This is a genomic window from Vibrio sp. 1-1(7) (genome assembly GCF_013048485.1).
Lineage (GTDB): Bacteria > Pseudomonadota > Gammaproteobacteria > Enterobacterales > Vibrionaceae > Vibrio > Vibrio fujianensis.
Genome location: NZ_VHSP01000011.1, coordinates 1 through 12,395, shown reverse-complemented (window position 1 = coordinate 12,395; position 12,395 = coordinate 1). Strand labels below are relative to the sequence as shown.

At 43.4% G+C, this 12,395-nt stretch carries 8 protein-coding genes and 5 tRNA genes; 5 read left to right on the top strand and 8 right to left on the bottom strand.

Annotation, left to right across the window (positions count from 1 at the left end; translation table 11 throughout):
* Positions 1 to 408 precede the first annotated feature (408 nt).
* The 5 genes from FKN05_RS16150 to FKN05_RS16130 form a co-directional block, all read right to left on the bottom strand.
* Positions 409 to 485 (bottom strand) — tRNA-Pro (locus tag FKN05_RS16150).
* Between the two features lie 256 nt (positions 486 to 741).
* Positions 742 to 817 (bottom strand) — tRNA-His (locus tag FKN05_RS16145).
* Between the two features lie 71 nt (positions 818 to 888).
* Positions 889 to 965 (bottom strand) — tRNA-Pro (locus tag FKN05_RS16140).
* 445 nt (positions 966 to 1,410) lie between these two features.
* Positions 1,411 to 1,486, bottom strand: a tRNA-His gene (locus FKN05_RS16135).
* 38 nt (positions 1,487 to 1,524) lie between these two features.
* Positions 1,525 to 1,601 (bottom strand) — tRNA-Arg (locus FKN05_RS16130).
* Between the two features lie 295 nt (positions 1,602 to 1,896).
* Between FKN05_RS16130 and FKN05_RS16125 the strand changes: the two genes are divergently transcribed.
* A complete protein-coding gene (locus FKN05_RS16125; RefSeq protein ID WP_099610851.1) occupies positions 1,897 to 2,304 on the top strand; it encodes a c-type cytochrome in 408 nt (135 codons plus the stop codon).
* A 70-nt stretch (positions 2,305 to 2,374) separates the two neighbouring features.
* On the opposite strand, the gene rep is transcribed toward FKN05_RS16125, so the two are convergent.
* Positions 2,375 to 4,393 carry a DNA helicase Rep gene (gene rep / locus FKN05_RS16120; protein WP_099610862.1) on the bottom strand — a complete coding sequence of 673 codons (2,019 nt, stop codon included), beginning with the start codon at positions 4,391 to 4,393 and terminating at the stop codon, positions 2,375 to 2,377.
* A gap of 443 nt (positions 4,394 to 4,836) precedes the next feature.
* Here rep and FKN05_RS16115 point away from each other — a divergent pair, with 443 nt between their 5' ends.
* The 3 genes from FKN05_RS16115 to ubiK all read left to right on the top strand — a co-directional run bounded on the left by FKN05_RS16115 (position 4,837) and on the right by ubiK (position 9,450).
* Positions 4,837 to 5,943 carry an efflux RND transporter periplasmic adaptor subunit gene (locus FKN05_RS16115; RefSeq protein ID WP_099610852.1) on the top strand — a complete coding sequence of 369 codons (1,107 nt, stop codon included), beginning with the start codon at positions 4,837 to 4,839 and terminating at the stop codon, positions 5,941 to 5,943.
* A gap of 11 nt (positions 5,944 to 5,954) precedes the next feature.
* The gene (locus tag FKN05_RS16110; RefSeq protein WP_099610853.1) at positions 5,955 to 9,077 is read left to right on the top strand and encodes a multidrug efflux RND transporter permease subunit; all 3,123 of its coding nucleotides are present in this window, start codon (positions 5,955 to 5,957) and stop codon (positions 9,075 to 9,077) included.
* 121 nt (positions 9,078 to 9,198) lie between these two features.
* Entirely contained in the window at positions 9,199 to 9,450 is a 252-nt protein-coding gene (gene ubiK / locus FKN05_RS16105) for a ubiquinone biosynthesis accessory factor UbiK (RefSeq protein WP_099610854.1), read from the top strand.
* A gap of 133 nt (positions 9,451 to 9,583) precedes the next feature.
* On the opposite strand, the gene ilvC is transcribed toward ubiK, so the two are convergent.
* The gene (ilvC, locus tag FKN05_RS16100) at positions 9,584 to 11,068 is read right to left on the bottom strand and encodes a ketol-acid reductoisomerase (protein WP_170887962.1); all 1,485 of its coding nucleotides are present in this window, start codon (positions 11,066 to 11,068) and stop codon (positions 9,584 to 9,586) included.
* Positions 11,069 to 11,201: 133 nt separating this feature from the next.
* Between ilvC and ilvY the strand changes: the two genes are divergently transcribed.
* Positions 11,202 to 12,089: an HTH-type transcriptional activator IlvY gene (gene ilvY / locus FKN05_RS16095; protein WP_099610863.1), complete on the top strand. Its 888-nt coding sequence runs from the start codon at positions 11,202 to 11,204 to the stop codon at positions 12,087 to 12,089.
* 97 nt (positions 12,090 to 12,186) lie between these two features.
* On the opposite strand, the gene FKN05_RS16090 is transcribed toward ilvY, so the two are convergent.
* The coding region (locus tag FKN05_RS16090) for a transposase (RefSeq protein WP_170887960.1) at positions 12,187 to 12,395 on the bottom strand (209 nt) is incomplete at its 5' end.

Genomic DNA, 12,395 nt, shown 5'->3' with positions numbered 1-12,395 from the left:
TGAAGAGCGGATCCTAAATATCAACCGAACCCCCGACCCTCTCAATCACTAACAGAAAGTAAAAAGCCCTAGTCTCTCGACTAAGGCTCAATATAAGTGATCGGTGAAGAGCGGATCCTAAATATCAGCCGAACCCCCGACCCTCTCAATCACTAACAGAAAGTAAAAAGCCCTAGTCTCTCGACTAGGGCTCAATATAAGTGGTCGGTGAAGAGCGGATCCTAAATATCAGCCGAACCCCCGATCCTCTCAATCACTAACAGAAAGTAAAAAGCCCCAGTCTCTCGACTAGGGCTCAATACATTGGCCGGTGAAGAGCGGATCCTGAATATCAGCCGAACCCCCGACCCTCTCAATCACTAACAGAAAGTAAAAAGCCCCAGTCTCTCGACTAGGGCTCAATATAAGTGGTCGGTGAAGAGGGATTCGAACCCCCGACCCTCTGGTCCCAAACCAGATGCGCTACCAAACTGCGCTATTCACCGAAACAATTTTTTACTTTAAGAACATCGAACGAGGGTCACCCTCTGGTCCGCTAGTCCTAAACCCGGGATGCGCTACCAAACTGCGCTATTCACCGAAACAATTTTTTACTTTAAGAACATCGAACGAGGGTCGCCCTCTGGTCCGCTACTCCTAAACCCGGGATGCGCTACTAAAATTGCGCCATTCACGGATAAAATCTGTTACTTATTTTATCTCGAATTTAATCAAGAAAGGAAACATCGGTTACCTAAATAATGGGGTGGCTAACGAGACTTGAACTCGCGACAACCGGAATCACAATCCGGGGCTCTACCAACTGAGCTATAGCCACCATCAACTTTTGCAATAACCGCTTGCCTGCCGTTATTTTAAGCTAAGCCATGGGCTAGCTTTTTTAATAAGTGGTCGGTGAAGAGGGATTCGAACCCCCGACCCTCTGGTCCCAAACCAGATGCGCTACCAAACTGCGCTATTCACCGAAACAATTTTTTACTTTAGGAGCATCGAACGAGGGTCGCCCTCTGGTCCGCCACTCCTAAACCCGGGATGCGCTACCAAACTGCGCTATTCACCGAAACAATTTTTTACTTTAGGAGCATCGAACGAGGGTCACCCTCTGGTCCGCCACTCCTAAACCCGGGATGCGCTACCAAACTGCGCTATTCACCGAAACAATTTTTTACTTTAGGAGCATCGAACGAGGGTCACCCTCTGGTCCGCCACTCCTAAACCCGGGATGCGCTACCAAACTGCGCTATTCACCGAAACAATTTTTTACTTTAGGAGCATCGAACGAGGGTCACCCTCTGGTCCGCTACTCCTAAACCCGGGATGCGCCACTAAATTGCGCTATTCACCGACAAAACCTGTTACTTATTTTATCTCGAATTTAATCAAGAAAGGGAACATCGGTTACCTAAATAATGGGGTGGCTAACGAGACTTGAACTCGCGACAACCGGAATCACAATCCGGGGCTCTACCAACTGAGCTATAGCCACCATCAATGTTGCCAACATGCACCAATTAACCCACCGGATGGCGCGCCCGAAAGGATTCGAACCTTCGACCTTTGGCTCCGGAGGCCAACGCTCTATCCAGCTGAGCTACGGGCGCATGCCCTATCGGCGGAGTGGAATAATACGTATATCCCCTAAGGTCGTCTAGTACTTTTTCAACTTTTTTTCTCGTTTGACGGCTTTTTCATCAACCGCTGCGATAAAATGACCGAACAGGATGTGATTCATCCCTTGAAGATCGCAACTTGTTGTTTATTGCAACATCCGAACGGGATATACTTACTCTATATTTACATTGATTTAACAGGTTTTATCATTTTAAATCAATAGAACCCAATCTTAGTATAAAATTTAGGTAAGATACGCTTACCCTTGCAATGTAAAGTGAGTTAATGGATATGTCTCGATCAGCCTTAAGCGTACTATTTGCTACGTTCACCTTTTCGGCCGCAGTATTTGCGATGAGCCCCAGTGATTATGATGCTATCGCTGAACGCATCAAACCTGTCGGCAACGTTTATCTTGCTGGTAATGAACCGATAAAAGAAGAGCCTATCGGCCCTCGTGATGGCGAGACAGTCTATAAAACTTTTTGTACCGCCTGCCATGCAACGGGAGTAACTGGAGCACCCAAAACTAGAGATGCTCAAGATTGGGCTCCTCGGCTTGCACAAGGTAAAGATGTATTAGCCAAACATGCCATACAAGGTTTTAACCTAATGCCAGCCCGCGGCACATGCATGAATTGTTCCGATGAAGAAATTGTTGCTGCCATTGAACATATGATCGCCGGGCTATAGTCGGCGGCACCCGATAACCTCTGCTCAGAGCTTGGCTACTGGGGTCGGTTGGCACTAGGCTCTGATTGGATCATTTTTTATTAAACATCGACCTTATATTGGCAATATGGGCTTGCCCTTTACTCATCCGCTCTTCTTGCGAAAGGACTTTTTTCTTGGTTTCCCACGCCACATCATCATAAGGTAATTCATCTAAAAAGCGGCTTTGGGTCGGTTTTAGTAATTCGCCAAATTGTCGGCGTTCTTTACATAAGGTGAAGGTTAACTCTCTTTGAGCACGGGTAATACCGACGTACATTAACCGTCGCTCTTCTTCGACATTATCCTCATCAATGCTGGTTTGATGTGGCAAGATACCTTCTTCTGCGCCAATTAAATACACGTAAGGAAATTCTAAACCTTTCGATGCGTGTAACGTCATCAGTTGTACAGCATCACTGTCGTCATCTTGTTCTCCACGCTCCATCATATCGCGTAGCGTTAAACGTTGTACGACTTCTTGTAAGGTCTTCTCTTGCTGATCGTTATTTTCACCAGCTAAATCAGCAACAATCCATGAGTAAAGTTCAGAGACGTTCTTCATGCGCATCTCTGCCGCTTTAGCGCTGGAAGACGTTTCGTATAACCAGTCTTCATAATGGATATCACGTACCAGCGAACGTACCGCTTCCACAGTATTTCCTCGTTCAGCATTATCTGCAATAGCGACTAGCCACTCGGTAAAACGACGTAAGTTATCTAGTCCGCGTCCCGAAAGATGCTGCTCAAGACCAAGTTCAAAACTCGCCGCATATAAACTTTTTCCGCGCATATTGGCATAACTGCCCAATTTTTCTAAGGTTGCGGGGCCAATTTCTCGCTTCGGAGTATTTACGATGCGTAAAAAGGCATTATCATCATCTGGATTCACTAATACGCGCAGATACGCCATGATATCTTTGATCTCAGCGCGCGCAAAAAATGAAGTGCCTCCTGATAATTTATACGGAACTCGGTTTTGCATCAGTAACTTTTCAATTAATCGAGACTGATGGTTGCCACGATATAAGATAGCGTAATCACGATAGGCGGTACGGTTAAGAAATTTGTGCGCGATCAGTTCAGCAGTCACTCGCTCCGCTTCATGGTCTTCATTATTAGCGATAATGACTTTGAGCTTTTCGCCCTCAGGTATTTCAGAAAACAGTTTTTTTTCATACACATGAGGGTTATTGGCGATCAAAATATTCGCCGCTCGCAAGATTCGACTCGTTGAGCGATAATTTTGCTCCAATTTGATCAATCTTAAGTTGGCAAAATCACACCCTAATTGAACAAGATTTTGCGGTTTCGCTCCGCGCCAAGAGTAAATGGATTGATCATCATCACCCACTACGGTTAATCGACCACGCTCCCCGACCAGTAATTTCACCAACTCGTATTGACTCAAGTTGGTATCTTGGTATTCATCCACGAGTAGATAACGGATACGGTTTTGCCAACGTTGACGGACTTCTTCCTGGCTACGTAACAATAATACCGGTAATGAAATGAGATCATCAAAATCAAGCGCATTATAGGCTCGCATCTGTTTTTGGTAACAATCAAAACAGAAAGCGAATAATTGTTGCAGCTCCCCTTTAGCGAGCGCTTTCGCTTGCTCAGGGGAGACCAGATCATTTTTCCAGTTGGAGATGGTACTCAATAGTTGGCGTAATAAATCTTTATCACCCTCTAGTTGTTTATCCGTAAGTTCTTTGAGTAATGCTAACTGATCTTGATCGTCAAATAATGAAAAGCCCGCTTTTAGGCCGAGATGCTTATATTCGCGCCGAATGATATTGAGCCCTAACGTGTGAAAGGTGGAGACCATCAAACCTCGAGATTCGGTTTTACCAAGCGTTTGCCCCACTCGCTCTTTCATTTCGCGTGCCGCTTTATTAGTAAAGGTTACCGCGGCAATATTGCGAGCTTTATAACCACATTGCTGTACGAGATAAGCAATTTTATTGGTAATCACACGGGTTTTTCCCGAACCAGCACCAGCCAGAACCAAGCAAGGACCTGATACATATTTGACTGCTTCTTCTTGTCTTGAGTTGAGCTTCATAGTGTTTTTAATCTTATCATTCGGGCCTGCCATGATACTGCTTGTTCAGCTTAAGCTCCAAGAAAAGAACTCAGTATCATTAAATTTACTGCACAAGTGTATTGCATAAATGACTAGGTTATAGGCTATAATGCGGGCGTGACGGTTAAGTTAACATCACCAAGGAAGCTCTATACTGTCATGGATAATATGCAAACAAAACGATAACAACAGGTTGCAATTTAAGGTCACTTAAGCAGAGAATGTTTACTGTTATCAAGCATTCCCTGTTGTTGAAGATGTATTAGGGGCTGCGTAGTACTCAGCCGAGTCTTTAAATAACCGTCGCCCATGCATCATCTCTTGATATATGGGTATTTCAACTGGATGACGAAAGCCTGGAAGTAGTAGTCGATGCTCGTTGGGACACAATCATTCAATATTAACTTGGAGTTCTCACCAGAATGAAAAAGTGGACATTTTTTATGTTACTTATCGTGGTACTGCTATTTGGTAGCGTGATAGGTTTCAATTTATTTAAACAACAGAAGATCGCTGAATATATGGCGAATCGGCCAGAAGCCGAATTTCCAGTGACGGTAACAACGGTTAACTCGGTCGATTGGGTTCCTGTCATTGAAGCGATCGGGTTTATCGAACCAAATCAAGGAGTGACGCTCACCACAGAAACCAGTGGTGTGATTGACCGAATTCTATTTGACTCAGGCACTCAAGTTGAAGAAAACCAACCTTTACTTTTACTTGACTCTGAAGTTGAAAAAGCAAATTTAAAAAGCTCTCAAGCTCGCCTCCCTGCTGCTAAAGCAAAGTATGAGCGGTATAAAGGCTTATTTAGTAAAGGCTCAATTTCTCAAGAGGCATTTGATGAAGCAGAGGCTAACTATTATTCACTTTCTGCGGATATTGAAAGTTTAAAAGCGACGATTGCTCGGCGTGAAATCAAAGCCCCTTTTGCTGGTGTAGTGGGCATTCGTAATGTCTATCTTGGCCAATATTTACAACCAGGCACAGATATTGTTCGCCTCGAAGATACCAGTGTTATGCGGTTACGTTTTACCGTGCCGCAAACGGATATTTCACGTATTTCTATGGATCAAGAAGTAGACATTTTTGTTGACTCGTATCCGAACCGCTCCTTCAAGGGGTCAATCAGTGCTATCGAGCCCGCCGTTAGTGTACAAAGTGGTCTGATCCAAGTCCAAGCGGATATTCCCAACAGTGAAGGTAAATTACGTAGTGGGATGTTTGCTCGAGCCAACATCATTTTACCCAAGCTCGCCGAGCAAGTAACCTTACCGCAAACGGCAATCACATTTACCCTTTATGGTGATAATGTCTTTGTTATCACAGAACAAGATGGGGTTAAACGTGTTGAACAAAGAGTGGTTAAAGTCGGTGAACGTAAGAAAGATATTGCGCACATCCTTGAAGGCGTTAAGGCTGGAGATATTGTTGTCACTTCTGGTCAGGTACGTTTAAGTAATGGTGTCAAAGTTCGTATTGTAGAAAGTGACGCCACAACTCCACCCGCTGAAACACCGATGCTGTAACCGGAGGAATTATGCGCTTTACTGATGTTTTTATTAAACGTCCAGTTTTAGCGGTATCGATCAGTTTTTTGATTGCACTGCTTGGTTTACAAGCGGTGTTCAAAATGCAGGTCAGTGAATACCCTGAAATGACTAATACCATAGTGACCGTCTCAACCAGTTACTATGGTGCGAGTGCTGACTTGATTCAAGGCTTCATCACGCAGCCATTAGAACAGGCAATTGCACAAGCGGATAATATTGATTACATGATTTCACAATCGGTATTAGGTAGTTCAAAAATTACTGTCAATATGAAACTCAACACCGATCCAAATGCGGCGTTGTCTGATATTTTGGCAAAAACCAACTCTGTTCGTTCTCAGCTTCCTAAAGAAGCTGAAGACCCAACCGTCACAATGTCGACGGGGTCAACAACAGCGGTTATGTATATTGGGTTTACCAGTAATGAATTGAACTCCAGCCAAATTACCGATTATTTACAACGGGTTATCAACCCACAACTCTACTCTTTAGATGGTATTTCGAGCATCGATCTATATGGTGGTATGAAATACGCATTAAGAGTCTGGCTGGATCCGGCCAAAATGGCGGCATTTAATTTAACCGCCGCAGACGTTATGGGCGTGTTAAGTGCGAACAACTACCAATCAGCAACGGGTCAAGCGATTGGTGAGTTTGTCTTGTTTAATGGTAGCGCTGACACACAAGTCTCTAATGTAGAGGAATTAGAAAACTTAGTTGTAAAAACTGAAGATGGTAATGTGACTCGCTTAGGAGATATCGCCAAAGTGACTTTAGCAAAAAGTCACGATACCTACCGAGCGAGCGCGAATGGTCAAGAAGCGGTTGTTGCTGCTATCAACGCGGCTCCTAGTGCTAACCCAATCAATATTGCCAAAGATGTTTGGGAAGTGATTCCCGAACTTAAACGCAATATGCCAAGCAACATCAAAATGAATGTGATGTATGACTCGACCGTAGCAATTAATGAGTCGATTCATGAAGTCATTAAAACCATCATTGAAGCAGCCATCATCGTACTGGTGGTTATTACGCTATTTCTTGGTTCTATACGCGCAGTGATCATTCCAATAGTAACAATACCTCTTTCATTGATTGGTGTTGCTATGGTGATGCAGGCGATGGGTTTCTCGTGGAACTTAATGACCTTGCTGGCGATGGTATTGGCGATTGGCCTAGTTGTCGATGATGCCATTGTTGTCTTAGAAAACGTTGATCGACATATTAAAGAAGGTGAATCCCCATTTAGGGCTGCTATTATCGGTACACGAGAAATCGCGGTCCCCGTGATTTCCATGACATTAACCTTAGGGGCGGTATACGCACCAATTGCACTAATGGGAGGCATAACCGGAGCCCTATTTAAAGAGTTCGCGCTAACCTTAGCGGGGGCTGTATTTGTCTCTGGTATTATTGCTTTAACGCTTTCCCCTATGATGTGTTCAAAAATGTTAAAGGCAAATGAAACGCCAAACAAATTTGAACAAAAAGTGCATCATCTCTTGGATAAAATGACACAACGCTATGGCAATATGTTGCAGTCAGTGATGGATCACCGCCCAGTTGTGATCGCCTTTGCTTTGATTGTGTTTGCAAGTTTACCGATTTTATTTAAGTTCATTCCTAGCGAACTTGCGCCTTCTGAAGATAAAGGCGTAGTGATGCTATTAGGTACCGGTCAATCCAATGCTAACTTGGATTACCTATCAAATACCATGAATGATGTGAATAAAATCTTATCAGCTCAACCCGAAGTACAATTTGCTCAGGTTTTTACTGGCGTACCTCAATCAAACCAAGCGTTTGGGATTGCTTCTTTAGTCCCTTGGAGTGAACGTCAAGCAAGCCAAGCAGAGGTTACTACTCGTGTCGGTAACTTGGTTAAAGATATTCCAGGAATGGCCGTGACAACATTCCAGATGCCTGAATTACCAGGCGCAGGCTCTGGCCTTCCCATTCAATTTGTGATGACCACACCGAATGCTTTTGAAAGCTTATTCACTATCGCTAGTGATGTGCTCGTGGAAGTGCAATCAAGTCCATTGTTTGTTTACTCAAACCTAGACCTTAATTATGATTCCGCGACCATGAAAATCAACATCGATAAGGATAAAGCTGGCTCTTATGGTGTGACCATGCAGGATATTGGTATCACTCTCGGCACCATGATGGCTGATGGTTATGTCAATCGTATCGATCTCAGTGGTCGCTCTTATGAGGTGATTCCGCAGGTCGAACGAAAATGGCGTCTCAATCCAGAGTCAATGAACAACTACTTTGTACGGGCAATCGATGGAAAAATGATCCCTTTAGGTAGTTTAATTACTATTGATGTCGTGGCCGAACCTCGCGCTCTACCACACTTTAACCAGCTCAATTCAGCAACAATTGGGGCGGTTCCTTCACCAGGAACAGCGATGGGTGATGCCATCAGCTGGTTTGAAAATATAGCATCAACTAAGTTACCAAAAGGCTATAGCCATGACTACATGGGTGAGGCTCGCCAATATGTAACTGAAGGTAGTGCTCTTTATGTCACTTTCGGTTTAGCGCTTGCGATTATCTTCTTGGTGCTTGCTATCCAATTTGAATCGTTAAAAGATCCTCTCGTGATCATGGTTTCCGTTCCTCTGGCTATTTGTGGTGCTTTGATTGCCTTAGCTTGGGGCGCATCAACCATGAATATCTATTCACAGGTCGGCTTAATTACCTTGGTTGGGCTAATCACTAAACACGGTATCTTAATTTGTGAGGTCGCCAAAGAAGAGCAACTCCACAATAAGCTCAATAGAATTGAAGCGGTAAAAGCAGCAGCTAAAGTGCGTTTACGCCCAATTCTAATGACGACTGCAGCCATGATTGCGGGTCTGATTCCATTAATGTATGCCACCGGTGCCGGAGCAGCTCAGCGCTTTAGTATTGGGATTGTCATTGTCGCTGGTTTATCAATTGGGACGCTATTCACGCTATTTGTTCTACCCGTGATTTATAGCTACCTTGCCGAGAAGCACAAACCACTGCCTATCTTTGTTGAAGATAAAGACTTAGAAAAACTGGCGAGAATTGATGAAGCCAAAGCCGCTCAGCGCCAATTAGCTGAAAATAAGTAATCAAGGCATACCATTTAATCGTTACCAAAGGCCACTCTTGTGGCCTTTTTCATCACCAACTGGCGACTTTCAATGATGAATTGCATAGAATGAGTAGAATAAATATAGGAGTGAATAAACAATGTTTGATCCAAAGAAAATTGAGCAAATTGCAAAACAGATTCACGAATCTATGCCACAACCGGTTAAAGATCTAGGCGCAGATGTAGAGCAGAAAGTTCGTCAAGTGATTCAAGGTCAACTGAATAAATTGGATATGGTCAGCCGTGAAGAGTTCGATGTACAAACCCAAGTATTGCTACGTACTCGACAAAAGCTGACAGAAATGGAGCAAAAACTGGCGGAATTGGAAGAAAAACTGGCTAACCGGTAATCAATGCTTACCCTATTAGGATCGGCTTGGTTTTTCCTATCTTCGATCATATAAAGGGCTCAGTCTTAAGACAAAGCCCTTTTACTTTATTATCGATGTTGTGTTTACATTTTTATAGTGTTGATAAGTCGAATCAATCACCAACAGCAATACGTTGCATATCTTTCATATAGCCGCGCAGTTCTTCACCGATATATTCCACAGGATGGTTACGAATGAGGCTATTAACTTCGATCAAGGTTGCATTATCAACTTGGTTGGAAACCTGATCCAAACCTTTACCAATCACATCTGTACTGACTTTTGGCATAAACTTTTCACGCAATAATGGGGTGGCAACATTAGCAAATAAGTAGTTGCCGTATTCTGCAGTATCCGAGATAACGACATTCATTTCGTACAAGCGTTTACGTGCAATGGTATTGGCAATCAGTGGTAATTCATGCAACGATTCGTAGTAGGCTGATTCATCGATAATGCCTGATGCAGTCATCGCCTCAAACGCTAACTCAACCCCAGCACGAACCATGGCAATCATAAGAATACCGTGATCAAAGTACTCTTGTTCAGCAATTTTCACATCTGTTTCTGGATAATTCTCAAATGCAGTTTGTGCCGTTTCAGCGCGCCAACCCAACAGCTCAGCATCATCATTAGCCCAGTCTGCCATCATCGTACTAGAGAAATGGCCGGAAATGATGTCATCCATATGTTTGTTATACAGTGGGCGCAATAAGTCTTTTAGCGCTTCAGATAGCTCAAATGCCTTAATTTTCGCTGGGTTTGATAGACGATCCATCATATGAGTAATACCACCAAATTTCAGAGCTTCGGTAACAGTCTCCCATCCGAACTGCAGCAATTTACCGGCATATCCAGGATCAATACCCTCAGCAACCATTTTCTCGTAGCATACAATCGAACCCGCTTGTAACATGCCGCATAAAATAGTTTGCTCACCCATTAAGTCAGATTTAACTTCTGCAACAAAAGATGACTCTAAACAACCAGCTCGATGCCCCCCCGTTGCAGCAGCCCACGCTTTTGCAATATCCCAGCCTTCACCTTTTGGATCGTTTTCGGGATGTACCGCTAGTAAGGTTGGAACACCAAAACCGCGTTTATACTCTTCACGCACTTCCGTCCCTGGGCACTTAGGAGCAACCATGACTACTGTAATATCTTTGCGGATCTGCATACCTTCTTCGACAATATTAAAACCATGAGAATAGCCCAATGCGGCTCCATCTTTCATTAAAGGCATCACTGTTTCAATAACGTTAGAGTGTTGCTTATCTGGTGTTAGGTTGATCACTAGATCCGCTTGTGGAATAAGTTTTTCATAACTGCCAACAGTAAATCCGTTATCTTTCGCATTTTTATAAGATTGGCGCTGCTCATCAATCGCGGCTTGACGTAGCGCATAAGAAACATCTAACCCCGAATCACGCATGTTTAAACCTTGGTTTAAACCTTGAGCTCCGCATCCAACAATGACTACTTTCTTACCTTTTAGAAATTCCGCTTCTGTCGCAAACTCTTCTCGAGCCATAAAGCGACATCGACCAAGTTGATCGAGCTGCTCACGTAAATTTAATGTGTTGAAATAATTAGCCATTGGGTGCTCCTTGATAATGTTCCATTCAACCGGTGTCGATACACCGAATATTGTCATAGTAATGCGGACATTTAATTGCTTAAAGTGATATATTCACAAGTAGTTATTGCAATAAATGCAAGATACATTAATTATGAATATAAAAACCTTACGACTCTTCGTTCATCTCTGTGAAAGTAAAAATTTTAGCAGTACAGCAAAGATGCTGCATATCAGCCCTTCTGCATTAAGTCGACAAATTCAAAAACTAGAGGACGAGATTGGTCACCGTTTGTTTGTTCGTGATAATCGAAGCGTAGAAATTACACCATCCGGCTATAAACTGTTACCTGTTGCTCAACGTATGCTGCACGATTGGCGGCAATTACAGTTGCAGCTAGATGAACAACATAGTGAATTAAAAGGAGAGATCCGCTTATTTTGCTCAGTTACGGCCAGTTATAGCCATCTACCGGATTTGCTCAATGCTTTTAGACTCCAGCACCCTTATATTGAGTTTAAATTACTCACGGGTGATCCTGCTCAAGCGATTGAAATTATTCTTGAAGATGAAGCGGATATTGCCATTGCTGCTATCCCCGAGCATATTCCTTCAAGACTTGAGTTTGCGACGATCAGTGAAATACCATTGTCAGTGATCGCTCCTACGGGAGTGAGTCATTTCTTAGAAGAACTGCAAAAAGAGTTTCCTGATTGGAATCAAATCCCCTTTATTGTTCCCGAAGCAGGGACGGCTCGGGAAAGAGCCAACAGTTGGTTTAAACACATGAAGATTAAACCAACGATCTACGCACAAATCGCAGGACATGAAGCCATTGTAAGTTTAGTCGCATTAGGTTGTGGTGTTGGTGTGGCACCGGATGTCGTGATCAACAATAGTCCGCTCAGAGATAAGGTGCAAAAGCTTTCAGTATTGCCAATTAAACCTTTTAAGTTAGGGGTGTGCTGTAAGCGATCGCAACTTGATGATCCATTAGTCAGGGCATTATGGCGGGTGATCCGTAACTTCCAAAACTGTTGACGGGTCAAGAAAGTCCAAATCCTAGTATTTTTCCTATTTGCCCAATACAAAAATCCCCAGCATTGCTGCTAGGGATTTCTTATACCAATCTGGAAAATTAACTGGTCAGATCAATCCAATCTCTTTTACACATTCTTTGTACCCTATCGGTGCATTCCAAAAATCGATTCCATGCGTGGCATACCTTTTCGACAATATCGTTGTAGTTGGTGAAACTTTGGTTCGCCAAGAAATGTTGTCGTAACCAACTCCATACCTGTTCTATTGGATTGAGCTCTGGTGAATAGGGCGGCAATTTGATGATAC